The sequence below is a fragment of the Bradyrhizobium sp. NDS-1 genome (assembly GCF_032918005.1).
In the GTDB taxonomy this organism is placed as follows: Bacteria; Pseudomonadota; Alphaproteobacteria; order Rhizobiales; family Xanthobacteraceae; genus Bradyrhizobium; species Bradyrhizobium tunisiense.
Genome location: NZ_CP136628.1, coordinates 4093390 through 4119932, shown reverse-complemented (window position 1 = coordinate 4119932; position 26543 = coordinate 4093390). Strand labels below are relative to the sequence as shown.

General features: G+C 64.8%; 26 protein-coding genes. 12 read left to right on the top strand and 14 right to left on the bottom strand.

The genetic code is table 11. The annotated features are described in order from the left end of the window. The first annotated feature begins 72 nt into the window (after positions 1 to 72). The 4 genes from RX330_RS19440 to RX330_RS19425 all read left to right on the top strand — a co-directional run bounded on the left by RX330_RS19440 (position 73) and on the right by RX330_RS19425 (position 2942). Positions 73 to 852 (top strand): transporter substrate-binding domain-containing protein, encoded by a 780-nt coding sequence (locus RX330_RS19440; RefSeq protein ID WP_317239456.1) that lies wholly within the window; start codon positions 73 to 75, stop codon positions 850 to 852. A gap of 1 nt (position 853) precedes the next feature. Beyond that, a complete protein-coding gene (locus RX330_RS19435) occupies positions 854 to 1354 on the top strand; it encodes a hypothetical protein (protein ID WP_317239455.1) in 501 nt (166 codons plus the stop codon). A 195-nt stretch (positions 1355 to 1549) separates the two neighbouring features. Beyond that, on the top strand, positions 1550 to 2407 hold the full coding sequence (locus tag RX330_RS19430) for a DUF2147 domain-containing protein (RefSeq protein WP_317239454.1): 858 nt from the start codon (positions 1550 to 1552) through the stop codon (positions 2405 to 2407). Between the two features lie 178 nt (positions 2408 to 2585). Continuing rightward, positions 2586 to 2942, top strand: a complete 357-nt coding sequence (locus RX330_RS19425; RefSeq protein ID WP_317239453.1) for a hypothetical protein — start codon at positions 2586 to 2588, stop codon at positions 2940 to 2942. Between the two features lie 74 nt (positions 2943 to 3016). On the opposite strand, the gene RX330_RS19420 is transcribed toward RX330_RS19425, so the two are convergent. After that, positions 3017 to 3421 carry a cupin domain-containing protein gene (locus RX330_RS19420; RefSeq protein ID WP_317239452.1) on the bottom strand — a complete coding sequence of 135 codons (405 nt, stop codon included), beginning with the start codon at positions 3419 to 3421 and terminating at the stop codon, positions 3017 to 3019. Between the two features lie 16 nt (positions 3422 to 3437). Then, positions 3438 to 4136 (bottom strand): ribonuclease activity regulator RraA, encoded by a 699-nt coding sequence (locus tag RX330_RS19415; RefSeq protein WP_011087336.1) that lies wholly within the window; start codon positions 4134 to 4136, stop codon positions 3438 to 3440. Between the two features lie 258 nt (positions 4137 to 4394). On the opposite strand from RX330_RS19415, the gene pxpB reads away from it, so the two are divergent. Genes pxpB through RX330_RS19400 form a run of 3 tightly spaced genes read left to right on the top strand, consistent with a single transcriptional unit; the run spans position 4395 to position 6964 of the window. Then, complete coding sequence (gene pxpB, locus RX330_RS19410; protein WP_317239451.1) at positions 4395 to 5126, top strand: 5-oxoprolinase subunit PxpB; 732 nt, start codon at positions 4395 to 4397, stop codon at positions 5124 to 5126. Beyond that, positions 5123 to 6160, top strand: coding sequence for a biotin-dependent carboxyltransferase family protein (locus RX330_RS19405; protein WP_212084981.1), 1038 nt, complete (start codon positions 5123 to 5125; stop codon positions 6158 to 6160). Before pxpB ends, RX330_RS19405 begins: the two co-directional genes overlap by 4 nt. Positions 6161 to 6193: 33 nt before the next feature. Continuing rightward, positions 6194 to 6964 carry a LamB/YcsF family protein gene (locus RX330_RS19400; protein WP_317239450.1) on the top strand — a complete coding sequence of 257 codons (771 nt, stop codon included), beginning with the start codon at positions 6194 to 6196 and terminating at the stop codon, positions 6962 to 6964. Positions 6965 to 7075: 111 nt separating this feature from the next. Here RX330_RS19400 and RX330_RS19395 read toward each other — a convergent pair whose 3' ends face one another. The 6 genes from RX330_RS19395 to RX330_RS19370 form a co-directional block, all read right to left on the bottom strand. Then, positions 7076 to 7228, bottom strand: coding sequence for a hypothetical protein (locus tag RX330_RS19395; protein WP_035677849.1), 153 nt, complete (start codon positions 7226 to 7228; stop codon positions 7076 to 7078). A gap of 203 nt (positions 7229 to 7431) precedes the next feature. Further along, the gene (locus RX330_RS19390; protein ID WP_212084976.1) at positions 7432 to 9042 is read right to left on the bottom strand and encodes a sulfite reductase subunit alpha; all 1611 of its coding nucleotides are present in this window, start codon (positions 9040 to 9042) and stop codon (positions 7432 to 7434) included. Beyond that, positions 9039 to 10820 (bottom strand): NirA family protein, encoded by a 1782-nt coding sequence (locus tag RX330_RS19385; RefSeq protein WP_317239449.1) that lies wholly within the window; start codon positions 10818 to 10820, stop codon positions 9039 to 9041. The genes RX330_RS19390 and RX330_RS19385 overlap by 4 nt, the downstream gene beginning before the upstream one ends. Before the next feature lie 334 nt (positions 10821 to 11154). Beyond that, entirely contained in the window at positions 11155 to 12318 is a 1164-nt protein-coding gene (locus RX330_RS19380) for a CmpA/NrtA family ABC transporter substrate-binding protein (protein ID WP_317239448.1), read from the bottom strand. Then, positions 12315 to 12905 (bottom strand): ANTAR domain-containing response regulator, encoded by a 591-nt coding sequence (locus tag RX330_RS19375; protein ID WP_317239447.1) that lies wholly within the window; start codon positions 12903 to 12905, stop codon positions 12315 to 12317. The genes RX330_RS19380 and RX330_RS19375 overlap by 4 nt, the downstream gene beginning before the upstream one ends. 326 nt (positions 12906 to 13231) lie before the next feature. Further along, the gene (locus tag RX330_RS19370) at positions 13232 to 13795 is read right to left on the bottom strand and encodes a hypothetical protein (RefSeq protein ID WP_317239446.1); all 564 of its coding nucleotides are present in this window, start codon (positions 13793 to 13795) and stop codon (positions 13232 to 13234) included. Between the two features lie 368 nt (positions 13796 to 14163). Here RX330_RS19370 and rimO point away from each other — a divergent pair, with 368 nt between their 5' ends. Then, on the top strand, positions 14164 to 15483 hold the full coding sequence (gene rimO / locus RX330_RS19365; protein ID WP_212084967.1) for a 30S ribosomal protein S12 methylthiotransferase RimO: 1320 nt from the start codon (positions 14164 to 14166) through the stop codon (positions 15481 to 15483). A gap of 93 nt (positions 15484 to 15576) precedes the next feature. Here the strand turns inward: rimO and RX330_RS19360 are convergent, their stop codons facing one another. Beyond that, a complete protein-coding gene (locus RX330_RS19360; protein WP_317239445.1) occupies positions 15577 to 16518 on the bottom strand; it encodes a hypothetical protein in 942 nt (313 codons plus the stop codon). Between the two features lie 442 nt (positions 16519 to 16960). On the opposite strand from RX330_RS19360, the gene RX330_RS19355 reads away from it, so the two are divergent. Beyond that, positions 16961 to 18157 (top strand): acetylornithine transaminase, encoded by a 1197-nt coding sequence (locus tag RX330_RS19355; protein WP_317239444.1) that lies wholly within the window; start codon positions 16961 to 16963, stop codon positions 18155 to 18157. 148 nt (positions 18158 to 18305) lie between these two features. On the opposite strand, the gene RX330_RS19350 is transcribed toward RX330_RS19355, so the two are convergent. From RX330_RS19350 to pcsA, 3 genes are all read right to left on the bottom strand, one after another. Then, positions 18306 to 19280, bottom strand: coding sequence for a quinone oxidoreductase family protein (locus RX330_RS19350; protein WP_038970372.1), 975 nt, complete (start codon positions 19278 to 19280; stop codon positions 18306 to 18308). Positions 19281 to 19372: 92 nt separating this feature from the next. Beyond that, the gene (locus RX330_RS19345) at positions 19373 to 20095 is read right to left on the bottom strand and encodes a TerC family protein (protein ID WP_317239443.1); all 723 of its coding nucleotides are present in this window, start codon (positions 20093 to 20095) and stop codon (positions 19373 to 19375) included. Continuing rightward, positions 20092 to 20859, bottom strand: coding sequence for a phosphatidylcholine synthase (gene pcsA, locus RX330_RS19340; protein ID WP_212084958.1), 768 nt, complete (start codon positions 20857 to 20859; stop codon positions 20092 to 20094). Before pcsA ends, RX330_RS19345 begins: the two co-directional genes overlap by 4 nt. Before the next feature lie 86 nt (positions 20860 to 20945). On the opposite strand from pcsA, the gene RX330_RS19335 reads away from it, so the two are divergent. Then, complete coding sequence (locus tag RX330_RS19335) at positions 20946 to 22130, top strand: UbiH/UbiF family hydroxylase (RefSeq protein WP_317239442.1); 1185 nt, start codon at positions 20946 to 20948, stop codon at positions 22128 to 22130. A 6-nt stretch (positions 22131 to 22136) separates the two neighbouring features. Here the strand turns inward: RX330_RS19335 and RX330_RS19330 are convergent, their stop codons facing one another. Next, on the bottom strand, positions 22137 to 23090 hold the full coding sequence (locus RX330_RS19330; protein ID WP_317239441.1) for an AEC family transporter: 954 nt from the start codon (positions 23088 to 23090) through the stop codon (positions 22137 to 22139). A 106-nt stretch (positions 23091 to 23196) separates the two neighbouring features. On the opposite strand from RX330_RS19330, the gene hspQ reads away from it, so the two are divergent. Next, on the top strand, positions 23197 to 23529 hold the full coding sequence (hspQ, locus tag RX330_RS19325) for a heat shock protein HspQ (protein ID WP_212084946.1): 333 nt from the start codon (positions 23197 to 23199) through the stop codon (positions 23527 to 23529). 74 nt (positions 23530 to 23603) lie between these two features. Here the strand turns inward: hspQ and RX330_RS19320 are convergent, their stop codons facing one another. Continuing rightward, positions 23604 to 24422 carry an invasion associated locus B family protein gene (locus tag RX330_RS19320; RefSeq protein WP_212084944.1) on the bottom strand — a complete coding sequence of 273 codons (819 nt, stop codon included), beginning with the start codon at positions 24420 to 24422 and terminating at the stop codon, positions 23604 to 23606. A gap of 261 nt (positions 24423 to 24683) precedes the next feature. Between RX330_RS19320 and RX330_RS19315 the strand changes: the two genes are divergently transcribed. After that, positions 24684 to 26540, top strand: coding sequence for an extracellular solute-binding protein (locus RX330_RS19315; RefSeq protein WP_317239440.1), 1857 nt, complete (start codon positions 24684 to 24686; stop codon positions 26538 to 26540). Positions 26541 to 26543 lie beyond the last annotated feature (3 nt).

The window sequence follows — 26543 nt, the reverse complement described above, 5'->3', positions numbered from 1 at the left end:
TCAGCGACGGGCATCTGATCTAAACCCAACCTCAAGAGCCGCACAATGACAGCTCGCGCAGGGGTGGAGAAGATGATCGTTCGAATCGTAACCGCTTTGGCCATGGCGCTGTTGGCAAGCCTTTCGGCGCAGGCGCAGCAGACGCCCTCACGCCTCGACGAGATCGTCAAGCGCGGCACGTTGCGCGTCGGTATGACCGGCGACTACAAGCCGTTCACCTATCTGGACAAGCCGACGCAGCAGTTCAGCGGATTCGATGTCGACATGGCGCAGGCGCTCGGCAAGGCGCTCGGGGTCAAGGTCGAATTCGTCCCGACGGGCTGGCCGAAGCTGATGCAGGATTTCGAGGCCGACCAGTTCGACATCGCGATGGGCGGCGTCTCGGTCACGCTCGACCGGCAGAAGAAGGGCTTCTTCTCCACGCCGATCATGCGCGAGGGCAAGACGCCGATCGCCCGCTGCGCCGACGTCGGCAAGTACCAGAGCATCGCCGACATCGATAAGAAGGGCACCCGCGTGATCGTCAATCCCGGCGGCACCAACGAGCGCTTCGCGCGCGCCAACATCCGCGATGCCGAGATCACCGTCTTTCCCGACAACACGATGATCTTCGACGAGATCGCCAAGGGCAATGCCGATTTGATGATGACGGACGCTTCCGAGACACGCTACCAGCAGAAGCAGCACGCAGGCGTGCTCTGCGCGGTGCATCCCGAAAAGCCGTTCGACTTCTCGGAGAAGGCCTATTGGCTCCAGCGCGACATGGCGCTGAAGGCCTTCGTCGACCAATGGCTGCACATTTCCATGGAAGATGGTAGCTACAAGAAGATCTACGCAACGTGGTTCGACTGACATGCGAAGGGAACTGGTGGTCGCAATTGTGCTCGGGATCAGCGGCGTCCACGGTGCGCTCGCACAGTCGAAGTTCACACCGGCGACCGGGCCGGCCTGCAAGGACGAGTCGACAGACGAGCTTGGTGTGTGGACCTGCCCTGGGCCGGCCGGTTACGTGGTGAGCTTTGCCGACGAAGGCAACATCGTATCGGTCACGATTGCGCCTCGGAGCGCAATCGAGAAAGTGTCCGGGCCGACTGCGCAATGGCGCGGTGCCCGCAAATCGTTTGGCGATAAGGTGCAGTGGATCATGCGTGCCGGCGTACCGAGGGCCGCGGTAATCCGCACGTGGCGACGGGTCGGCGAGGATGAAAAGGAGCTGCAGGAGCTCTCCGTGTTCGCGATCAGCGGCGCAAAGGCCTGCCTCGTCGGTTCCGTCGATGTTCATGCCGACAAGGCGAACGACGTAGCGCTTGCCCGCGCCCAACAGGCGGCCAATGCGGGTTGTCCGCGGAAATAGGCGGGGCGCGCTGAATTCTCGCGGATCAGGCGCGGACGGGGGGCATCGCCCGCCCAACTCCAGGCAGAGTTCGGCGTTATTGAACCAAGGCCGGCGTGAGCACGACTCATACCGAGAACAGTGATCTAGATCACGTTTGAGGATCAAGCCGGGGCGTAAGCGTCGGTCCGGGGACTATCTGCTCAGGAGATGGAAATGAGGAAGCTGTTGGCCGCGGCCGCATTCCTTTTGGCGAGTACAGCTGCTCAAGCACAGTACACGTTCGAATATGGCGGGCGCACCATCCGGATCGATCCGGACCGCGGCACGGTGCAGATTCCCGGCGTGTACGACAACACCGGCCAGGGCAAGGCCAAGAAAGCCAAGAAGAATGAGCAAGCGCCGCAGCAGGCGACGGTCGATCCGCAAGCGCTGGCGGCACCAGCTCCAGCTCCTGCCGCGCCGCCCGCCACCGCGCAGACGCCTGCAGCTGCGGCCGTAGCACCGGCTCCTGCACCGCCACCGCCACCGCCGGCGCCGCCGGCAACTACTGCCGCCACCGCACCGGCCGATACGGCCGTGCTGCCGCCGCCTGCGCCGCCATCCGCCCCTGCGCCGCAGCAGCAGGCAGCCCCCGCCGTGGCGCCTCCGCCCGCGCCGACCGTGGCTGCAGCGCCACCGGCACCGCCTCCACCACCTGCCGCGGCGCCCGCTCCCGCTCCCGTTCAGGCTGCCGCAGCCACGTCGGCTCCGGCCGCAGCCACTCGCGATCTCAGCTCGCCACTCGGCGTCTGGCTCACCGAGGAGAAGGAGGGCAAGGTCCGCATCGAGCAATGTGGCAGCAATCTCTGCGGCTATTCGGTCGATTCCAAATCGAACCAGAACGGCGAGCAGGTGCTGATCAACATGAAGCCCGGCAAGGACCAGAAATGGTCAGGCCGTATCCTCGACCCCAACTCGGGCTCGACCTACGATTCGACCATCGCGATGAAGGGCACGGACCGGCTGCGCGTGCAGGGCTGCGCCTTCGGCGGCATGTTCTGCGGCGGCCAGACCTGGACGCGGGTGAACTGAGGCCGGCTGTCGTTCCGGGAGAGACAAGGGGCCCGTCATGCGGGCCCCTTTGCTTTTGTGCGCGTGCCGTGGCGAGGTGCGCAACGTCACACAGCCTCGCGCGCACGTGACAGCCCTCACATCGCCGGTTCCACAGGCATGTCACCGTCCCCGCATGGTCAACCCACAGGGGCGTGTCATGAACGGATTTCGCAAGGGTCTCTTCGCCACCATCGTCGCCATCGCCTTCCCGCTCGCACAGGCTGATGCGGCGACAAGCACTTTCGACGGCACCTGGAATGTTCGCATCTCGTCAGCGAGCGAGACCTGCGGCAACGGCGCGAACGTTGCGATCGGCATCAACAACGGCCAGATCGCCTCGAGCAGCGCGGCCGTGTCGGCGTCGGGCCGCGTGGCCGATGCCGGCAGCATCAACGTCACCCTGAGCACCGGTATCAAGCGTGCCGTAGGCTTCGGCCGGCTCAGCGGCACCTCGGGCTCCGGCACCTGGCGCGGCGCGCTGTGCAAGGGCACCTGGACGGCGGAGCGGATGTAGGTTTGCCGTGTCCCGGACGCGCTGCAACGCGCCAGCGTTGCTGCGCAAATCCGGGATACACGCACAAGGCTTTCTTAGCCCAACGCCGCCCCATACTCCGCGTCCGTCACCGGCTCCAGCCAGGTCGAGTAGACGCCGTCGAGCGCTTCCTGCATGGCGATGTGGCACATGCCGTTGGTCGGCGAGGCCCCGTGCCAGTGCAATTCGCCCGGCGGAATCCAGACGGTGTCCCCGGGACGGATGTCCCTGACGGGGCCGCCCTTGGTCTGCACCCGCCCGACGCCGGAGATGACGTAGAGCGTCTGCCCGAGCGGATGGTGATGCCAGTTGGTGCGCGCGCCCGGCTCGAAGGCAACGCGCGAGCAGTTCAGCCGCGCCGGCGCGGGCGCCATGATGACCGGGTCCTGCCACACGGTGCCGGTGAAGTTTTCCTTGGGCGCGCGGCGGGTCGGCCGCGTGCCTGCAACAGTGATCTCCATGGGGTCCTCGCTCCTGTTACTTCTTGCTGGCGGCGTAGCGCGCCTTGGTCTCGGCGTTCATGGGATAGAGCCCCGGCAAGACCGCGCCGTTGTTCACCTCGTTGACGATCCAGGCTTCCATCCGCTCCTGCTCGACGCCCTCGTTGAGGACGTGATCGAGCATCGCCTGCGGGATCAGCACGCAGCCGTCCTGGTCGGCGACCACGATGTCGTTCGGGAAAACAGCGACCCCGCCGCAGCCGATCGGCTCGCCCCAGCCAACGAAGGTCAGGCCGGCCACGGAGGGCGGCGCGGCATAGCCGTCGCACCACACCGGCAAATTGGTGCCGAGCACGCCCTCGACGTCACGCACGACACCGTCAGTGACGAGCGCGGTGACGCCGCGCTTCATCATGCGGGCGCAGAGAATGTCGCCGAAGATGCCGGCGTCGGTGATGCCCATGGCATCGACCACGGCGATGCATCCCTCCGGCATCGCCTCGATCGCGGTACGGGTCGAGATCGGCGACGACCAGGATTCCGGCGTCGCCAGATCCTCGCGCGCCGGCACGAAGCGCAGCGTGAAGGCCGGTCCCACCAGGCGCGGCAGGCCCGGGCGCAGCGGCCGCGCGCCCCGCATCCACACATTGCGCAGGCCCTTCTTCAGCAGGACCGTGGTGATGGTGGCGGTGGTGATGCCGGCGAGGGTCTTGCGGGCTTCGGGGGACAGCGACATGGACGACAACGAGCTCCGAGGTGCGGGAAAGAACGCGCGCATCTTGCGAGCCGCAGCTCTTGCGTCAAGGGCCAAGAGGCCATCAATAACGCAGGGCGGCTGAGCCGTTATGCGACGCGATAACAAGGTCTTATCGCGCCCACTTGCATTAATTTATTGGACTTGCGGCCGCATTTACGCGAAGCAGGACGAAGCGGAACCCTCACGTCGGGGGCCGCATTCCTCAGAAGCCCGATTTCGACAGCTCTTCGACAGCTCATGGCCGCGACGCTTCCCCCGCCCCGCCTTCTGCCCAGTGGCGACAGCGCCGTCACTGTCGAGTTCAGCCGCACGATCGATGACGTCGCCAACCAGCGCGTGCTGGCGCTCGACAAGGCGCTCGCTGCGAGCCCCATCGACGGCATCACTGAGACCGTGCCGACCTATCGCTCGCTGCTGGTGCACTACGATCCCAGCAAGATCGGCTTCGACGCGCTCGGCGACAAGCTGCTCGCGCTCGCCACCCGGCCGCTGCCGCCGGTGACCAAGGCTCGCCGCTGGCGCATTCCCGTCGCCTATGGCGGCGAGCACGGCATCGATCTCGAGGATGTCGCCAAGGCACTCGGCACCACGCCAGACGACATCGTCGCCCGCCATGCCGGCGGCGACTACAAGGTTGCCATGATCGGCTTCACGCCGGGCTGGTCCTATCTCAGCGGTCTCGACAAATCGCTGCACATGTCGCGGCGGCAAAATCCGCGGCTGCTGACGCCCGCCGGCACCATCTCGATCGGCGGCATCCAGGCGGGCATCCAATGCCTGGCCGCGCCAAGCGGCTGGCACCTGCTCGGCCGCACGCCTGTGCGAACCTATCAGCTCCACCGCAATCCGACCTTCCTTACCGAGCCCGGTGACCGCGTGACGTTCTTCGCCATCGACCACAAGAGGTTCGACGAATTGGACCGCGCGGCGGAAGCCGGCGAGATCGTTGCCGAGCAGGTGAACGCATGAGCCGGCTCGTCGTCGCCAGCATCGGCCCTGCCAGCTCCGTCCAGGACGGCGGCCGCCATGGCGCGCAGCGCTATGGCCTGACCGTGAGCGGGGCGATGGACCGGTTGTCGCTGGCTGCAGCGAACACGCTGGTCGGCAACGAGCCGTTCGCGGCCGCCGTCGAGATCGGGCCGTTCGGCGCCTCCTTTACCGCGCGTGACGGCGCCGTACGCGTCGCGATCTCGGGCGCGCCGCGTAACGCTGACGTTGCCGGAAGCCCCCTCGCCATGGACACGTCAGTGACGCTGAAGGACGGCGAGACGCTGACGCTGGGCTTTGCCCGCGGCGGCGCCTTCACCTATCTCGCCATCGAAGGCGCCATCAAGGGCGAGCCGGTATTCGGCAGTCTCGCGGTCAATGCGCGCGCGGGCCTCGGCAGCCCCTACCCGCGCCCGCTCCAGGCCGGCGACGAGTTCAACGTTGATGCGGCGAGCGGCGCACCGGAACTGCGGATCGAGCTGCCGAAGCCCGCGAGCGGCCCGATCCGTGTGCTGCTGGGGCCGCAGGACGACGAGTTCGACGATGCCAACAAGGCACTCTTCCTGGACAGCGAGTGGAAGATCTCGGCAACGTCCGACCGCATGGGTTATCGGCTTGAGGGCCCCGCCATCAAGCATCTGCACGGCCACAACATCGTTTCCGACGGCACGGTCAACGGCAGCATCCAGGTCCCCGGCAACGGTTCGCCGATCGCGCTAATGATGGATCGCGGTACCTCCGGGGGCTATCCCAAGATCGCAACTGTCATCACGGCCGATGTCGGCCGTCTCGCGCAGACCTCGGCGGGAACGGCGTTTCGCTTCGAGGCGGTCGGCATGGCCGAGGCGCAGGACGAGGCAAAGAAATTCGCGCAACTGATCCGGGCCCTGCCCGATCGGCTGCGTTCTGCCGACACCGTCGCGCTCAACATCGAGGCGCTCAGCGATGCCAACGTTGCAGGCTATGCGGTGAGCGCCGTCGACGCCGGGACCTGGCAGGTCACCGCGGAGCCATAAACGCAACAACAAGACCAGAGGCGGAGAGCACCCATGAAGACAGTCGACCTCAATTGCGACCTCGGCGAAGGTTTTGGCGCGTGGGAGATGGGCAACGACGCCGCAATGATTGAGCTCGCAAGCTCGGTCAATGTCGCCTGCGGCTTCCATGCCGGCGATCCCGACATCATGCGAAGGACGGTGGAGCTTGCAAAGGCGCGCGGCGTCTCGGTCGGCGCACATCCCGGCTACCGCGACCTGCACGGCTTCGGCCGGCATCCGATCGCGGGGCTGAAAGCCTCCGAGATCGAGAACCTCGTCGCCTACCAGATCGGCGCGCTTCAGGCGATCGCCACCGCAGCCGGCCACAAGGTCACCCATGTGAAAGCGCATGGTGCGCTCTCCAACGTCGCCTGCGAGGACGACATGACGGCAAAGGCGATCGCCGCCGGCATCAAGGCGGTCGATCCCAGCCTGATCTTCGTCGTGCTCGCCAATTCGAAGCTGGTGCAGGCGGGCGAAGCGGCCAACCTGCCCATGGTCCACGAGGTATTCGCCGACCGCGCCTATGAGGACGACGGCAATCTCGTCTCGCGCAAGAAGCCCGGCGCGGTGCTGCACGATGCCAAGGCGATCGCCGACCGCGTGGTGCGCATGGTGCAGGACGGCGCGGTGGTCTCGGTCACCGGCAAGGTGATCAAGATGCGCACCGACACGGTCTGCATCCACGGCGATACGCCCGGCGCGGTCGACATAGCGCGCGGCTTGCGTCAGGCGTTGAAGGCTGCGGGGATCGAGGTCGCGCCGTTCAAGCGCGGGGCTTGAGGCACGAGAGGTGCCGTAGGGTAGGCAAAGGCGCAGCGCGCCGTGCCCACCATCTTCGCATGATTGAGACAAGCGGTGGGCACGCTTCGCTTTGCCCACCCTACGAGACCGTCAGAACGGATGCACCGATAGCGTGCCGAACACGATGGCCGCGATCACCGCAAACGCGCTGTAGAGCGCCAGATGATGGGCGTTCGCCCGGGTCTGCCGCGAGAGCGAGCGCGCGTAAAAGTGCAGTCTGGCTTCCGCCGATAGTTCGCGCATGGTCGATCTCCAACGCCCCATTTGCGCGATTATGAAGGATCAACCAGGGCGGGAGGCAAGACAGTCGCGCAAATAGCGATAATGGTTCTTCGGAAGGGCCCGATTGCAGGTCCAAATTCTTCCGAAACGAGGGTTCCGAGAATCTTATTCGTTCAAATCCGAGCCAGTTGGAACCGGCTCGGATGATGGTGGAGTGACAGTCCTCAGTACACGTCAGCCTGGAAACGGCCGCTCTTCTTGAGTTCGGCGACGAAACTGACGGCCTCATCGGTCGAACGTGCGCCGAACTGGGCGACGATGTCGACCAGCGCGCGCTCGACGTCCTTGGCCATGCGCTTGGCATCGCCGCAGATGTAGAGATGCGCGCCTTCGGCGAGCCAGGTCCAGACCTCGCGGCCGACCTCACGCATGCGGTCCTGTACGTAGAACTTCTTCTCGCCGTCGCGCGACCAGGCCAGCGACATGCGCGTGAGCAGGCCCGAGGTCTTCATCGCGTTGAGCTCCTCCTGGTAGAAGAAGTCGCAATCGCTGCGCTGATGACCAAAGAACAGCCAGTTCTTGCCGGGTGCGCCGGTCGCCTTGCGGTCGAGCAGGAAGGCGCGGAACGGCGCGATGCCGGTGCCGGGACCGATCATAATGATTGGCGTCTTCGGGTCTCGCGGCAGGCCGAAGGCGTGCGCCTTCTGCACATAGACCTTGAGATTCTCGCCCTCATTGATGCGCTCGCCGAGGAAGGTCGAGGCGACGCCGAGACGCCTGCGCTTGCCGACGACGTAGCGCACGGAATCGACCGTCAGCGACAGCTTTCCGGGCGTTGCATTGTGCGAGGAGGAGATCGAATAGAGCCGCGGCTGGAGCGGCTCCAGCGCCTCGACGAAGGCCTCCGGGTGCGGTCGCGTGCCGGAAAACTTCTGCAGCGCCGCCATCACGTCGAGAGTTGCGGCATCGCCATCGGGATCCTCCCCCTGTGCCAGCGCCCGCGCCTTCTCGCGCGCCCCGCCGCCGGTGATGAAGGAGATCAACTCGAACAGCGTGTCGGGTGCCGGCGACAGCGAGACGTCGTCGATCAGCACCTCGCGCAGCGTCTTGCCGTTGACCTTGGTGGTGTGGGAGGCGCCGAGCAGCGCGATGATCTGGTCGACGAGGCCGACATCGTTGCGCGCGAACACGCCAAAAGAGTCGCCGACGACGTAGTCGAGCCTGCTCTCGGAAAGATCGAACTCGACGTGATAGGTTTCCTTCTCCGATTTGCCCTTGTTGAGCAGGCGGCGCGACAGGAAGGTCGCGGTAACAGGGTTGTCGCGCGAGCGGCCGGGCTCTGCGATCGTGACGGTCACCGCCGGCGCTGGAGCGTCCGGCTTGTCACCTGCCTTGGCCGCCGGGGCCTTGTCGAGCTCCTCGTACAGCGACTTCAGCATCCGCGCGGTTTCCTTGCCGCCGGGAACGCAGAGATTGAGCCGCGCTTCGCTGCGGCCTGCGATCGCCTCCGAATAGTCGTGGCAATTGTAGCCGCACTGGCCGCAATCCTGCTGCGCCATCGCCGCCATCATCTTGCGGCGCACGGGACGGCCCTCGGCGAGCTTCATCCGCTCAGTGATCGGCATGGTCTGGTCGTGCCAAGGCGCTTCGCCGTCGTCACCGTCACCGGCTCCGCCTTGCATGACGGCAGCGCCCTGCTCCGCCGACAGCGGCGCGGCGACGTCAGGCGACAGCAGCCCTGCGAAGAAACCGTTCAGCCAGGAGCGCTGCGCATCGGAGAACGGGGCGCTGGCGGGAATGATGTCGAGCTTGGGCGGAGGGGTGATCTGGTTCATGCGGACACCTGTGCATCGGCAAGCTTGCGCAGCGCTTCGCCGTCATGGCGGCGCGCGAAGGAGAGGAAGGTTTCGTCGGGAGACGCGCGATGGGCGATATAGGCCTTGAGCAGTGCCTCGACCGTCTTCGGCGCGTCCTCGGCCTTGAGGTCGTGATAGACCTCCTGCCCGACATCGGCGTCGGGACCGAAGCCGCCTCCGGTGAAGAGGTGATAACCCTCGACCGTATCGTCCTCGTTGACAGGCACGCGCGCGCCGATCAGGCCGATGTCGCTGATGTAATGCTGCGCACAGGAATGGTGGCAGCCGGTGACGTGGATGTTGACCGGCTTGTCCATTGCAACGCGCGGTTCGCACCAGTCGCCGATCTCCGCGGCATGGCGCTTGGTATTGGACGCGGCAAAACGACAGCCGGCATTGCCGGTGCAGGCGATCAGGCCCGCGCGGATTTGCGAGGCCTCGACCGCGAGCCCGATCTGCTTGATGGCCGCGATGGCGAGTTCGACGTTCTCGTCGCGCACTCCTGAAATCAGCAGGTTCTGCCAGACCGTCAGCCGAATCTCGCCGTCGCCGAGGTCGCGCGAAACCTTGGCAAGGCCCCGCATCTGCTCGCAGGTGAGCTTGCCGAGCGTCAGCGACACGCCGAGCCAGTTGAGACCGTCCTGCTTCTGCTTGTGCACGCCGACATGCGCCATGCGGTCCGCTGCGGCGCGCGGGAGAAACGCCTCTTCGGGCACGCGCACGAATGGCGTCTTCAGCCGTTCCTCGACCAGTTTGAGGAAGCCGTCGTGGCCCATCGCGTCGAGCACGTATTTCAGCCGCGCCTTGTTGCGGTTGGTGCGGTCGCCATGGTCGATGAACACGCGCACGATGGCATCGGCAACAGCGGTCGCCTGCTCCGGCTTGACGATGATGCCGGAATACTTTGCAAAATCCTTGTGGCCGGTGATGCCGCCGAGGCCGAGCCGGAACCAGATTCCGGGCTCGACGCCGAAACCGTCCTTCACCTCATAGGCCGTAAACGCGATGTCGTTGGTCTCCTCCAGCACGGCGATCCTGCCGGCGCCGTCGAAGGCAACGTTGAACTTGCGCGGCAGGCCGTAGAGCGAGCGGTCGTTGAGGATGTGGTAATGCCACTCGCGCGCATAGGGCCGCGTGTCGATGATTTCCTGCGGATCGATGCCCGCCGTCGGCGTGCCCGTGACGTTGCGGATGTTGTCGGCGCCGGAGCCGCGCGAGCACAGGCCGAGTTCCTGAATGCCTTCGAGCAGCTTGATCGCGTGCTTCGGCGGAATCTCGCGGAGCTGCAGGTTGGCGCGCGTCGTGACGTGGCTGTAGGGGCCGCAGAGCTCTTCGGCGAGATCGGCAAGCCCTGACATCTGCCAGTGCTTCATGATGCCGTTCGGAATCCGCAGGCGGCTCATGTAGGAGTCCTGCGTCGGCGCGACATAGAAGATGCCGTAATAGCGCCAGCGAAAATTGTCCGCCGGGCTCGGCGGCGCGTTGTCGAGCGCTTGCTGGCGCAGTCGCGGATAGGCGTCGAAGGGGTGCTCGTCGCGCTTGAACTTCTCCTGGTCGGCGAGCTTCTTTCCTGACGCGATGACCTTGTCCTGTGCCTTGATATGCACGGCATCGGGACCGGTCGGCTCCGCGTTTGCCTTGCCGGCGCCGCCGCCAAGACCGCGTCCGACCCGGCTGATCTGCAGACCGGTCGTGAAGCCTTCGAGATAGCGTTTCTGCTCGTCGGTAAAGTCGACTGCGAGCGTATCGATTTTCATGGTCGGTAACGAAGCTCCTGCGGCCACCTCGGTGGCTTCGACGGAAATTTGTGCGACCCGCGAGCAACCTTGCCGGCTCGAGAGCCCGCTTGGCCACCAACGGTCCGATCAGCTTCGTTGCTGTAGGACTCGGCTCAGCAGGCACCTGTGACAAGCTGGCCGCACTGCAACATTCAAGTTGCGTGCCAGCTTGGTGAAAATGGAAAGCTTTGTCTTTTCAGTTAATTAGGCGCCCACCCGGAAAATCTCGGGGTGTGCACGTTCACGAAATTCGGGCACTCTGATCAATGTTTGGGCGATCAAATCGACCGCTCAAAAACGATGCAAACCCGAATCAGGCCTTCCAGCGCCCAACCTCGAAGGCCTCAAGATGCCCGGGGATGTTGTCGGGATCAAAAACCGGGCCGGCGAATGCACCGAACGCTGCCGGAGCCTGCTCGGGCGGCCGACGGCCGAGAGCCGCATCGTAAAGGTCGGGCCTGAACACCGCCATCGCCGTCTTGACGCCCTCCGGGCTGAGCGCGGTCTGCCCCCAACGCACCATCTGCGCATAGAGCCAGGCGGCCTGGACCGGATCGGGGCGCCCTGCCCCTTCCCGCCCCACCAGAAGGTAGCGGCCGCTTTCGCGGAAGGTGCCATCCGGGGAAATCTTCAGGCGTCCTGTCAGAGTGCGCTGGATGACTTCGGCGTCGACGCCGATCCGCTCGGGCTGCGCCAGGATGCGCGCCGCCTCGGTCCGGTTGTCCGGATGCTCGATGAACTCGCCGGCCTTCACTGCCGCGCGCACGAGGCGAGCGACCACATCCGGATTCTTGTCGGCCCAGACCTGGCGGACCGCCAGCACCTTCTCCGCTGCGCGGTCCAGGATGTCCGAGACGAAGTGCAGGATATGACCAATGCCGAGATCGACTGCAATCGAGTTCCAGGGCGCACCGACGCAGAATGCGTCGACATGGCCATTGGCGAGGCTGTCGACCATGTAAGGCGGCGGCAGCACCACGAGGCGCACGTCCTCGTCGGGATCGACGCCGGCCGCGGCCATCCAGAACCGTAGCTGGTAATTGTGGGTCGAGAACGGGAAGGTCATGCCGAAGGTCAGCGGCTCAGCCCCTGCCTTGCGGCGCTTGGCAACCACCCGTGCCAGCGCTTTCGCGGTGGCGAGCGGGTCGAAACGGTCGCCCTCGACCTCCTCCATCAGGGCAGCATGGAGCGCCGGCGACACCGTGATTGCATTGCCGTTGACGCCCAGATTGAAAGGCGCGGCGATCGGCACCTTGACGTGGCCGAGCCCGAGCGAGGACGCGATCGCCACGGGCGCGAGCAGATGCGCGGCGTCGAACAGGCCGATATTGAGCTTGTCGCGGACGTTGGACCAGGAGACTTCGCGCACCAGTTCGACTTCGAGTCCCTCGGCGGCGGTGAACCCCTTGTCGACGGCAACGATCAGGGCTGCGGCATCGACCAGCGGAATGAACCCGATACGGAGGGGAGCAGTCATTTCAGCATCTCCGACGCGGTGATGATCGACTGCGCGATCTCGCCGATTTTCTTCTTCTCGCGCATCGCCGTGGAGCGCAGCAGCACATAGGCCTCGTCCTCGGTGAGGCCCTTCACCTTCATCAGAATGCCCTTGGCGCGTTCGATGATCTTGCGGTCCTCGAGCTGCGACTTGGTGCGCTCCAGTTCCTCCTGGAGCTTGGAGAAGGCGTTGAAGCGGGACACGCAGAGGTCGAGGATCGGCTTGATGCGCTCCTTCTTCAACCCGTCGACGATATAGGCCGAGACCCCCGCCTCGACCGAGGCCTGGATCGAGGCGGAATCGCTCTGGTCGACGAACATGGCAATCGGCCGTTTCACGGCGCGGCTGACCTGGAACATCGCCTCCAGCACGTCGCGGCTGGGGTTCTCCAGATCGATCAGGATGATGTCGGGGTCCACCGCATAAATACGGGCAAGCAGGCTCTGCATCTCGCGGATATGGGCGACCTGCGTGAATCCGGCCTCCCGCAACCCCTCCTCCAGGATCGCGGCCCGGATCGGGCTTTCGTCGACGATCACGATTTTGGGCGACTGTTCGGCGCTCATGGCTCACTCGCGGCAGGTGATTCATCCATAGCACGCCCGAACGCCCTGCAAAGGGTTGTAATTGTGAGCGATTGGAACTAGCTCAGGCCCCTCAATCAGGCGGTTCAGATATGGATCAGACGGCTGCGCCCGAGGTCAGCTTCGTGTCGCTCGGGTGCGCCTGAACGAACGGATGTAAGCTTGAGCTGCAGCTCCCAAAAAGCGTACCGCGCAGGCGGGCTCGCACTCGCTCAGGCGAGATTTGGGCTTTCGGACGCGAAGCAGAGCGATGTGGTCTATCGGAGCCCGATCGGTCGCTAGCCGGACCGAGCATCTGGCTCATGCTCTCACGGAATCTTCGCGCCAGCGATCATCTTGTCGAGAAGTGGTACGGCAGCCAGCACCGCTGCCTCGCTGAGGCCGGAGACCACTAGCCGCACGACGTAGGAATTGCCGTCCTTGTCGAGATCGGCGTAATGCGCGATCACTTCGACCGGTTGGTCCTTCAGGGACGGATTGTCGTAACGATTGATAATGACCTTGGGGTCGACCGAAGGAAGCGTGGTGATCTTGGCATTCTTGCCGGACGTCGTCGCCCAATCCCGATCGCTGGCTGCGACCCATTGAACCAATTCGGTCCGGTCCTTGTTGTAGCGGCCTTCGGCATAGATGATTGCCTCTGCTTTACCGAAGCTCTTCCCGTTAGGCACGAACATCGAGGCGCCGTATTTCAGACTAGCCGCCTCGTCCCTCGTCCACCGATCAGGTGCTTTCACGCGTGGCCTGAATTCCGGACATAATCCTTCTTGCCGGCCGCAGACATGGGCGATCTTGTCGACTTCAGCTCGCGCCGGAAACATCGCTCCATAGGAAACGATAATCAAAGCCATGCCGAAGATGAAACGGCGCATCGCAGTTACGCTCCGTGGAATCAAGCAAGTTCGTCGGGAGTGAGGACGGTTGGTTCACTCTCAAAAAGGGCGAGAAGTCCATGTCAGGCGGAAACTCGCGGCTCCCGCTAAGCCTTGGTCGTCTGATTGCTCTATCCCGTTCAAGGAGCACAACGCGACCCGCCACCAACAAGTCCGCGTCATCGGGGACCACCTGTCGGGTGTGTTGAACGTGCGCTGTCGCGTTGACTTGTGTCCAGGGCACCGATGAGCTCCAGCCGTCACGGACGAGCACCGCTTTATCATCACGGAAGCATTCTAAACGGTTGAATTTTTCTGTCAGATCAATTACTTGGATCGCAAATCTCAACGATCTAGAAGCAAGTTTCATGGAAAGAGCGCCGCGCATTAGCTTCCACAGCTTGGGTTGTCCCAAGGCCTTGGTGGATTCCGAGCGCATCATCACGCGCCTGCGCGCCGAGGGCTATGAGCTCGCCCGCAAGCATGACGGGGCTGATATCGTCATCGTCAACACCTGCGGCTTCCTCGACAGCGCCAAGCAGGAATCGCTCTCGGCGATCGGCGAGGCTATGGCCGAGAACGGCAAGGTGATCGTCACAGGCTGTATGGGCGCGGAACCCGAGCAGATCGAGCAGGCCTATCCCGGCGTGCTCTCCATCACCGGCCCGCAGCAATATGAAAGCGTCCTCGACGCCGTGCACCGCGCACTGCCGCCCGCCCACAATCCGCATCACGACCTGGTGCCGCCGCAAGGCATCAAGCTGACGCCGCGGCACTACGCCTATTTGAAGATCTCCGAGGGTTGCAACAACCGCTGCACCTTCTGCATCATTCCGAAGCTGCGCGGCGACCTGGTCTCGCGCCCCGCCAACGACGTGCTGCGCGAGGCCGAGCGCCTGGTCGGGGCCGGCGTGAAAGAGCTGCTGGTGATCTCGCAGGACACCTCGGCCTACGGCGTCGATCTCAAATATGCCGAGAGCCCGTGGAAGGACCGCCAGGTCCGCGCCAGATTCCTCGACCTCGCGCGCGAACTCGGCGATCTCGGCGCCTGGGTCCGGCTGCAATATGTCTACCCATACCCGCATGTCGACGAGGTCATCGCGCTGATGACGCAAGGCACGGTGCTGCCCTATCTCGACATCCCGTTCCAGCATGCGAGCCCCGAGGTGCTGAAGGCGATGAAGCGCCCGGCGGCGCAGGACAAGACGCTGGCGCGGATCAAGCGCTGGCGCGAGGAATGCCCCGATCTCGCTCTGCGCTCCACCTTCATCGTCGGCTTCCCCGGCGAGACCGATGCCGATTTCGCCTATCTGCTCGACTGGCTCGATGAAGCCGAGATCGACCGTCTCGGCTGTTTCAAATACGAGCCGGTGGCCGGCGCCACGTCCAATGCGATCGAGAACCCCGTGCCGGAAGAAGTCAAGCAGGAGCGCTACAACGCGCTGATGGCGCGACAGCAGAAGATTTCCGCGCGCAGGCTCAAGCGCAAGGTCGGCACCCGCCAGCAGGTCATCATCGACGAGGTCGGCCCGACGGTAGCGAAAGGCCGCTCCAAGGCCGATGCACCGGAGATCGACGGCGCGGTGTATCTCACCAGCCGCCGCCCCTTGCGCGTCGGCGAGATCGTCACCGCGAAGATCGAGCGCGCGGATGCGTACGATCTGCACGGCAGCGTCGCGGGGTTTTAGACCCCGGTCCTTCTGCCTGGTTGGGATAGTGCTGCGGTAAGTCGCTGGTGCAGCGCCAACCCTGGCAAATGCGACAATGAGGAATACGGCTCGTCACGCCAGCCATTTCGGCACCCAGCGCTCCGGGCGCGGGGCGCGCGCAAGATCGGCTTGCGCCTCGGACAGTTTTGCCGGCTCGCCGTCAATGTTCGGGCGTACATCGTATTCGAAATTGGGCATGACGCGACCGTCCGCATAGAGCCCAAAATTCATCGCGTACCACAACCCAAGCTCGGGCTGCGCACGACGCATCTCCTCGCGCAGATCGCGCAGCAGGGATTCGATTGACCCAGCTTCCTCGAACGGCTGGGGCCCGCGCGAGAGCACGCGCGCCTCGTATTGCTTGCCGACGATCGCGACCTCGAAGCGCGTCCGGTCCCAGGGCTTCTTGCCCTTGGGCAAATGCGTGGCCAGCCGCCAGCCGAGCTCCGCCATCAGCCGGTGATTGGCCCAATAGTCCTCGCGATCCCGACTCCATTTCTCCACGAAGCCTCGGAAGTCGGGCAGCTCCGACGAAGCTTCGTCCGGAGTCGTCGGCTCGCCCTGCGGCCGTCCGGCAAGCCATTGTGCGAGCTCGATCGTCTGGCACTCGACCTCGTCGTGCGGATTGAGATCGCTCCAGGCATTGTCGAATTGTTGCGAGGTCAGTTTGGCGAGCAGACCATCAAGGCTCGGCGCCAGCAATTCATAGTCGCCTTCCGACCCCAGTCCCACGATCGGCGGATTGTCGCGGTCGAGACCTGCGCCGTACCAGCCGCCGATGGCGGAGCCGTCCGGCAGCCGCATGAACAGAGAAAACCTGTCGCGCAAGGAACTGCCGTCGACAATCGGGGCGTGATCGGAGAATTGTCCCTGCAAAGAGAAACAGCCGACACTGCCCCACGGGCGCCCCTTGAGCCAACCCGCAAAGTCGACCAGCAGCGGAGGCGCTTCGATGCCGGGCGGAAACGCGCCGCGAATGCTGTCGAGGTCGATCGGATAAGGCGTATCGGACAAGGCTGAAACTGTCTCGTTGGTCCCGCGACTCTTTGGTCTGAGCCGCCGTTCGTCCGGTTCGAACCAAGTCGCGCCCTTCGATCACAAACGCGCCAGAGGCGCGATGGTTCTAGCCGGACCAGGATGAAATACGAGCGACATCCGGCTCATGGTACCGCACGTGACGGCACGTGACGGCACGCGACGCACGGGTGGTTCGGAACAGTCCGCTTGACAAGCCCTGCCATTCGGCTGTAGGGACGCGCCCCATGTTCAACGCTCGGACCCATCAGCGCACCGAAATGCTCCGTCGTCGCTCCCGCGACGATGAGAGGGTGCGCCATGTCCGACGACGCCGCTGAACCACTAAAATTCAGCTGAAGTCTTCGAGAAGGCCGCACCCGCAAGGTGCGGCCTTTCTGCTTTTGCGCCCGCTTTCCACCCGCCTCCAGAGGAGTTCGACATGACCACCGCCACCCATCCGTATGATGCGCTGATGGACATCACCGCACGGCCAAAGGCCGTGTTCGTCCGCGGCGCCGGCTCCTACCTCTGGGACGACGGGCGCAAGCGCTATCTCGATTTCGTGCAGGGCTGGGCCGTGAATTGTCTCGGCCACTCGCCGCCGGCGATTGCCGAGGCGCTCACCGCGCAGGCCAAGCGGCTGCTGACGCCGAGCCCGGCCTTCTACAACGAGCCGAGCCTCAAGCTGGCGCAGGCACTGGTCGAGAACAGTGCCTTCGACCAGGTGTTCTTCGCCAATTCCGGCGCGGAAGCCAACGAAGGCGCGATCAAGCTCGCGCGGAAATATGGCAGCCTGCACAAGGGCGGCGCGTTCGAGATCATCAGCTTCGAGGGCGGCTTCCACGGACGGACGCTGGCGACGATGTCGGCCTCGGGCAAGAAGGCGTTCGAGCCGCTGTTCGAGCCGAAGGTCGCCGGCTTCAAGAAGGCGAAGCTCAACGACATCGCCTCGGTGAAGAATCTGATCAACGACAACACGGTTGCCGTGATGCTCGAACCGATCCAGGGCGAGTCCGGCGTGTGGCCCGCGAGCGATCAGTTCCTGCAGGAGCTGCGCGCACTCACTGAGGCGCACGGCCTCCTGCTGATCTTCGACGAGATCCAGACCGGCATAGGCCGGACCGGCAAGCTCTTCCACTACGAGCACACCGGGATTTCGCCCGACGTCATGACGCTCGGCAAGGGCATCGGCGGCGGCGTGCCGCTCGCCGCCCTGCTCGCGACCGAACGTGCCTCGTGCTTCGAGCATGGCGATCAGGGCGGCACGTTCAACGGCAACCCGATCGTGTGTGCGGCGGGGCTGGCGGTGCTCGAGGAGGTCGGCAAGCCGGACTTCCTGAAGCAGGTCACCGAGACCGGCCTGCTGCTCGAAAGCGAGTTGCAGAAGGTCTCGGCCCGGCACGGCCTCGGCGGCGTGCGGGGACGCGGCCTTCTGCTCGCGCTGGACCTCAAGCTGCCGATCGCGCCCGGCATCGTCGCGCAGGCGTTCGAGCAAGGCGTGCTGCTCAACGCCCCGCAGGTCGACACCCTGCGTTTCATGCCGGCGCTGAACGTCGGGAAGGCAGAGATCGCCGAGATGATCGATTGTCTCGACGGGATCCTGACCAGGGCCGGCGCAGCAAGGCGGGTGGCATAGAGCCGCTTGTGCCCCGGACGCAGCGCAGCGCCTCTTCGGCGGTGCGCTGCTGAGCCGGGGGCCCATCTCTCTGCGAGTACCGTGTCGCCCCTGGGTCCCGGCTCTGCGCTGCAATGCTTGCGCGTTGCAGCTTGTCCGGGACACGATACTACGGCTTCAAGATCGACGCGCCCGTGGTCTTGCGGCTCTCGAGGTCGATATGCGCCTTGGCCGCGTCCTTGAGCGCGTAGGCGTGGTTGATCGGCACGTGCAGCTTGCCGTTGATGACGGCGGCAAACAGCGTGTCGGCGCCTTCCAGCAGCTCCTTGCGCGTGCCGACATAATCGTTGAGCTTCGGCCGGGTCGCGAACAACGAGCCGTGATTGTTGAGCTCGGCGATCGAGAACGGCGGCACTGGACCTGAAGCGTTACCGAAGGAGACGAACATGCCGCGCGGCTTCAGGCACGACAGCGAGCCCGGGAAGGTCGCCTTGCCGACGCCGTCATAGACGACGTCGCAGCCCTCGTTGCGGCTGATCTGCTTGACGCGTGCGACGAAATCCTCCTCGTTGTAGAGGATGACGTGGTCGCAACCATTGGCCTCCGCGAGCTCCGCCTTCTCGCGTGAGCCGACCGTGCCGATGACATGGGCGCCGAGCGCCCTCGCCCACTGGCAGGCGAGCAGGCCGATGCCGCCGGCTGCGGCATGGATCAGCACGCGGTGATGCGGCTCGACCTTGAAGGTCTTGTGCAGGAGATACCAGACGGTCAGTCCCTTCAGCATCAGCACGGCGCCCTGCTCGTGGGTGATGTGATCGGGCAGCTTGACCAGCTTCTCCCAGGGGATGTTGCGCTCGCCGGTGTAGGCGCCGAGATTGTGGTAGTAGGCGACGCGGTCGCCCGGATGGAAATTCGTCACGCCCGGACCGACCGCGACCACCTCGCCGGAGGCCTCGTTGCCGGCGATGAAGGGCAGCCCCGGCGCCTTGTAGAGACCGGTGCGGTAATAGACGTCGATGAAGTTCAGGCCGACCGCGTGCTGGCGGATGCGCACCTCGCCGGGCCCGGGCGCCGGCACGTCGACGCTCTCATAGACCAGGGCCTCGGGGCCTCCGACCTTGTGCACACGGACGGCTTTGGTCATCACCTGACCTCCTCTTTTTCTTCTCGTGGACAAGCGAAAGACATCACGCCTGCCTTGTCAACTCGACGGCATCGGAACGCCTAAACCGACGGCTAGCCCGACTTCTTGCGGTTGCGCCTGGCCAGCACGTTGAACAACTCGACCGCCGCCGAGAACGCAATCGCGAAGTAGATATAGCCGCGGGGAATGTGGAACTGGAATCCGTCCGCGACCAGCGCGACGCCGATCAGCACGAGGAATGCCAAGGCCAGCATCTTCGTGGTCGGATGTTCCGCGACGAAGCGCGAGACTGGCCCGGCCGAAACATACATGACCGCGCAGGCGATCACGACCGCCGCGACCATGATCTTGATGTCCTCCGCCATGCCGATGGCGGTGATGATCGAATCCAGAGAAAACACGAGGTCAACGACGATGATCTGGACGATCACCCAGAAGAAGGCGTTGCCCGTGGTTTGCTTCTCGCCCTGGCCGTGATCGGATTCGACCTCGCCGTGAATCTCATGCGTCGCCTTGGCGATCAGGAACAGGCCGCCGCCGATCAGGATGAGGTCGCGCCAGGAGAAATCCTGCCCCGCAACCGAGAGCACCGGCGCGGTGAGGCCGATCAGCCAGACCAGGAGGCTGAGCAGGATGAGGCGGAAGACCAGGGCCAGCGAGAGCCCGATTTGCCGGGCACGGTGCGCCTGCTTCTCGGGAAGGCGCGAGACAAGCACCGAGATGAAGATGACGTTGTCGATGCCGAGCACGATCTCGAGCGCCGTCAAAGTGAGCAGCGCGGCCCAGGCTTCGGGGCTAACGAGGAGGTCCATCATCCAAACGATTTTCCCAGACGGATCAGGGCATCACTGAAGCTGATCCAGAGCGCGATGGCGCAAAGCACGAGGGTGACGCCGGTGCCGACGCGGAAATCCATTTCCAGCACGTAGAGAGCGAGCACCGCCCAGAGTGCGATCAGCGACATCGTCAGCCAGCGCAGCCGCACGACGCGAACCGGATGCAGCACGTGGAACGGTACGAAGGTCAGCACGACGAGTGCCGCCACCAGCAGCGTCGACCACAGCGGCGGCCAGTGCAGCAGGAACAGATAGAACGCCGCCGCATTCCACAGCGCCGGAAAGCCGCGGAAATGATTGTCGTCCGCCTTCATGCGCAGATCGGCGAAATACAACGCGCTGGTGACGATGATGGCGATGCCGAGCAAGGGCGCTGCGACCGGCAGCAGCAGCCCGCTGGCCACGATCGCGTAGGCCGGCACGAAGACGTAGGTCACGAAGTCGACCACGAGATCGAGCACGTCGCCCGACCAGTTCGGCTGCACGTTCTTGACGTTGAGCCGGCGCGCGATCGGCCCGTCGATGGCGTCGATGATCAGGGCGACGCCCAGCCATTGAAACATCGCCGCCCAGTGCTCGCGCACGGCTTCCAGCATCGCGAGCAGCGCGAGCGCCGCGCCGAACGCGGTGAAGATGTGCACCGAGAAGGCCGCGACGCGGATCGCGGGCGTGGGCTTCAGGGAATCCTCTTGGCTGTCCATGGTTTCTGCTATCAGAACGAGGCCGGTTTGCACATCCGCCATGGCGTCGCCAGGTTGCACAATTCGTCGAAAAATCAGGCAAAATCAGTGGACTTGAATTTGCCGCCGGGCGTGTCATGTGTCGTTCCATGACAGACGCATCGACACTCCATGACGCCGCCGTGATCGGTGGCGGACCGGCCGGACTTGCGGCGGCCATCGCGCTGGCGCAGGCGGGTGCGCGGACCGCGCTGGTGGCGCGGCACCTACCCTATGCCGACAATCGCACCACCGCGCTGTTGGGAGCCTCCATCGATCTGCTGGAGACGCTCGACGTCTGGCCGCGCTGCAGGGACAAGGCGGCTGCGCTCGAGGTCATGCGCCTCGTCGACGATACCGGCCGGCTGTTTCGCGCACCGGAAGTCCGGTTCTCCTGTCACGAAATCGCGCTCGACGCCTTCGGCTACAACATCGACAACCGCTCGCTGATGCTGGCGCTGGAACAGCGTGCGGCCGAGCTGCCCAATCTCGCCCGTTTCGACGACGAGGCCGAAAGCGTCGTCATCGAGGCCGGCGATGTCGCCATCCGCACGGCCTCCGCGCAATTCCTGTCGGCCCGGCTTGTGGTCGGCGCCGACGGTCGGCATTCGCTGTGCCGCGAGGCGGCCGGCATTGCGGTGACAAGGCGGGAGCTGAACCAGACCGCGCTGACCTTCAACGTCGGCCATGCACGGCCGCATCGCAATGTCTCCACCGAGTTCCACACGCCGCATGGCCCCTGCGTGTTCGTGCCCCTGCCCGGCGACCGATCCAGCATCGTCTGGGTTTCGGCACCCGCGGAAGCGGATCGCCTGCGCGGCCTCAGCGATGAGGACCTCTCTGCCGCGATCGAGAAGCAGTCGCACTCGATCCTCGGACGGATGAGTGTGGAGCCCGGCCGCAACCTGTTCCCGCTGGCGATCGAGCGTCCAAAATCCTTCGGCAGCGATCGCATCGCGCTAGTCGGCGAAGCCGCCCATGTCGTTCCCCCGATCGGCGCCCAGGGTCTCAATCTCGGCCTCCGCGATGCCGCCGACATTGCGCGGCTAGCTGGCGAAGCTGTCACTGCTGGCCAGGATCCGGGCGCGGATGAGGTGATCAAGCGCTACGACCGTGCCCGGCGCCCGGACATCCTGAGCCGCACGTTTGCGATCGACATGGCCAATCGCTCTCTGCTGAACGACTTCCTGCCGCTGCAGCCGGTCCGGGCCGTCGGCATGCACCTGCTCCGGGCCGTCGGCCCGCTTCGCCGGTTTGCCATGCGCGAAGGCCTGACACCGACCTGGCGACGGTAGGGCTTCTCACGGAAACGCCAGACGTCCGGTCTGGATCGCCCACATCACGGTGGTCAGCGTGACCACGGACGCAAACGTCCCGAGCAGCACCGCGACGGAGGCGGGTTCGATCCAGGCATCGTTCTGCCGGGCGATCACGAACACGTTCAGTGCCGGCGGCAGCGAGGCCATCAGCACGGCGGTCGCGGCCCAGGGCTGCGCGAACGGCCCGAACGCGAGCATCAGGCCGAACGCCGCGAGCGGATGAAACAGAAGCTTGATTGCGATCACGCCGGGCACCTCCCAAGGGACGCGGTCGAACGGCCGCAGCGCCACGGTGACGCCGAGCACGAACAGCGCCGTCGGCGCGGCGGCGTTCTGCAGAAAGGTGATGGTACGATCGATCGCGACGGGCATCTCGATATGCAGCGCCGCGACCGCCGCTCCGAAACAGGCCGACATGATCAGCGGGTTGAGCACGATCTGCTTCAGCACGACGCCGAAGGCGTGCACGATCGAGGGATGGTCCCGGTCGGAGAGTTCGATCAGCAGCGGCACGATGGTGAACAGGAAGATGCTGTCGCAGCAGAAGATCAGCGCGGTCGGCGCGGCAGCCTTGGTCCCGAGCACGGCGAGCGCCAGCCCAGGCCCCATGTAGCCGATATTGCCGTAACCGCCGGAGAGACCGGCGAGCGTCGCCTCGCGCAATGTCAGCCGGCCAAACACCTTGCCCACGACCAGCGCCAGGCTGAACGCAGCGACGGTCGCGAGCGTGGTTGCGATGAGGAACGGCGGGTTGTTCAATTCCGAGAACGGCGTCTTCGACATGATCGCAAACAGCAGTGCCGGCAGCGACACGTAGAGCAGGAAGAAGTTCATCCAGGCGAGGCCTGATTCCGGCAGCGACTTGGCCTTCCCGCACGCGAAACCGACGAAGATCAGCCCGAAATAAGGTAACGCCAGATTGAGGATATCGACCATTGATGAAGTGTTTTCTGAAGAGTTGGGGGCTATGCGCCCCTTAAGTGAACGCTAATTCCGGATGAGGCCACTAGCATCGGCCACAATCCTGGTCTATCGACGGGGGATGATTAAAGCGCGGACCGCCAAATTCCAGATCGGACAGGTCGTGCGCCACCGGATCTTCTCGTTCCGGGGCGTGATCTTCGACATCGATCCGGAATTCAACAACACCGAGGAGTGGTGGCTGTCGATCCCCGAGGAGGTGCGGCCCCACAAGGACCAGCCGTTCTACCACCTGCTCGCGGAGAACGCGGAGTCCGAATACGTCGCCTATGTCTCCGAGCAGAATCTGTTGCCAGACGATTCCGGCGAGCCGGTCCGGCATTCCCAGGTCGCCGAGATCTTCGTCAAGAGCAAGGATGGCGGCTACCGGCCGCGCAATCCCTCCCTGAACTGAGTCGTTCCGACAATCGCTCAACAAAAAAGGCGCTCGAGGTGAGCGCCTTTTTCATGTCCGGGATCGGGTCCCGATTACTTCTGCCCAGCCGGAGGTGTGCCGGGAGGCGTGCCCTGCTGCTCGAGCTTCTTGCGCTGCTCGTCGGCCTTCTTCTGAAGCTCTTCCTGGAGCTTCTTCTGGGTTTCCTCGAACACCTTCGGATCGGTCGGCGGACCGTCATAGGCCTTCTGGAATTCACCGGTGAGCGGCAGCGGCAGGGTCAGCGGCGCGCCGTTGGCATTGATCGCCTGGACAACGAGATTCTGGCCCTTCTTCATGTTGTTGATGAGCTCAGGCGTCGCCTCGTAGTCAGACATGCAGCCGTTCTGGAAGCAGATGACATAGGGTTGCTGCAGCGGCGGGTTGCTGTCGACGATGATCCGGGTGCCGTGGACGAGCTGCATGCCGAGCGGGAGCGTCACGCGCAGGATCTTCTTGGGCTCGCCTTCGGGCTCGATGATCACGGCGGCGATGACAGGCTGGCCCGATTCGATGCGGCCGTCCTTGCCGGTGAAGCAGACCTGCTTGGCATTGGCGTCCTGGCCCTTGAGGCAGAACTTGGTCCAGGGGGCGTAGATCAGCTGGATCTGCTGGTCAGCGGGCTGGGCCGCGCCCTGCTGGCCGCCTTGGGCAGGAGCCGGCTGGGCCTGCGGAGATGCCGCGGGCGCCGGAGCCTTGGGGGCGGCCTTCGGAGGAGCCTTCGGGGCTGGAGTCGCTTTGGGTGCGGGCGCACCCGGAGCCGGCGCCGGGGTCTGAGCCTCGGCGGCAAACGGAACGGCCAACGCCGTCGCCGTCAACAGGGCGAGAAGTCGCCCGCGCGGCCGGACGGACGCGGCCAAGTAACGGAAATTCATTGCGGAAAACCCTTTCTGAACGGGAAGTGCCCGAACCGCTCCTAAGCGCCGAACCTAGCCGCCTTGGGCGCGGCTCTCTCCCCGTCAAATGAGGCGGATAAGTGACGGGCTCGGCGCTCTTGCGCGATTGGGTGCCTTCTTAACGTGGCCGGCGAAAAGATCAATGCCGACAAGCGCCTTTGACCACATCCGCGGCTGCGTCCGGTGAAATTCCCTGTGATAGGATTCAAGCCTGCCCGGCCCTCGAATCAACGTGTGCTGATGTTCATGTTCCAACGCCTTTTCGAGGGCCCCGGTGTCCGCTTTTGCGTCTTGGCCTCAACCCTCGTCTTGGCCCTCGGCGGGGGACACTCGACTGGCGCCGCCTCGGCCGAGGAGACGCATGCCATCGCCATGCACGGCAAGCCGGCGATGCCGGCCGATTTCACCCACATGCCCTACGCCAATCCCGATGCCCCCAAGGGCGGCCGGTTGACCTGGGGTGTTCTCGGAACCTTCGACAGTCTCAATCCCTTCATCGTGAGGGGATTGGCCGTGCAGCAGATGCGGAGCTACGTGATCGAGAGCCTGCTCGCGCGGGGCAATGACGAGCCGTTCACGCTCTACGGCCTGCTCGCCAGGAGCGTCGAGACCGACGACGAGCGAAGCTTCGTCACGTTCCGCCTCGATCCCCGCGCCCGTTTCTCCGATGGCAAGCAGGTCACCGCCGAGGACGTGCTGTTCTCCTGGCAGCTCCTGCGCGACCACGGCCGGCCGAACCACCGGCAGTACTACGCCAAAGTCACCAAGGCCGAGGCGACCGCCCCCCTCACCGTCCGCTTCGACCTCGCAGGGGCCAACGACCGCGAGCTGCCGCTGATCCTCGGCCTGATGCCGATCCTGCCGAAGCATGCGGTCGACGTCGCGACCTTCGAGGAGACGACGCTGACGAGCCCGATTGGCTCCGGTCCCTATCGGGTCACGGCGGTGAAGCCCGGCGCCAGCGTGACCCTCACCCGCAATCCCGACTATTGGGGCCGCGACCTCGCCATCAACCGCGGGCTCTACAATTTCGACGAGATCAGGCTCGACTATTTTCGCGAGGCCAACGGACAGTTCGAAGCTTTCAAGCGCGGCCTCTACGATTTCCGCGTCGAGCACGAGCCGTTGCGCTGGCACGACGGCTACGATTTTCCGGCCGCGAAAAGCGGCGAGGTGATCCGCGACACCGTCAGGCCGGGCGTGCCGCAGCCATCCGAATTCCTGGTGTTCAACACGCGCCGGCCGCTCTTCGCCGACATCCGCGTGCGCCAGGCGCTGACGCTGCTGTTCGATTTCGAGCTGGTCAACCGCAACTATTTCTTCGGCCTCTATGCGCGTGTTGCCGGCTATTTCGCCGGCTCCGACCTGTCGGCCTATGGCCGCCCCGCGGACGCGCGCGAGCGCGAACTGCTCAAGCCGTTCGCTGCTCGAATTCCACCCGACATCATGGACGGCAGCTACCGCCTGCCGGCCACCGACGGCTCGGGGCGGGACCGCACCACGCTGCGCGCCGCGCTGAAACTGTTGTCGGATGCCGGCTACGATCTCGACGGCACGGTGCTGCGCAACCGTGCGACCAGGGCGCCCTTCACATTCGAGATCCTGGTCACGACCCGCGACCAGGAGCGGATCGCGCTCGCGTTCCAGCGCGACCTCAAGCGCGCCGGCATCGAGCCGAGCGTGCGATCGGTCGATCCTGTGCAGTTCGACCAGCGCCGGCTCGCATTCGAGTTCGACATGATCCAGAACCGCTGGGATCAGTCGCTATCACCCGGCAACGAGCAATCTTTCTACTGGGGCAGCGCCGCCGCGGACAATCCGGGGACCCGCAACTACATGGGCGCCAGGGATCCTGCGGTCGATGCCATGATCGCCGCCCTGCTCGAGGCCCGTGAACATACGGACTTCGTCGCGACGGTGCGGGCGCTCGATCGCGCCTTGATCGCGGGCGTCTACACAATCCCCCTGTTTAACGTATCCGAGCAATGGATCGCGCGCTGGAATCGGATAGAACGGCCCAAGGCCACCTCGCTCTCAGGCTATTTGCCGGAGACCTGGTGGTCGAAGGGGCAGCCTCCCGCTCATCAAGCAAAGTGACGT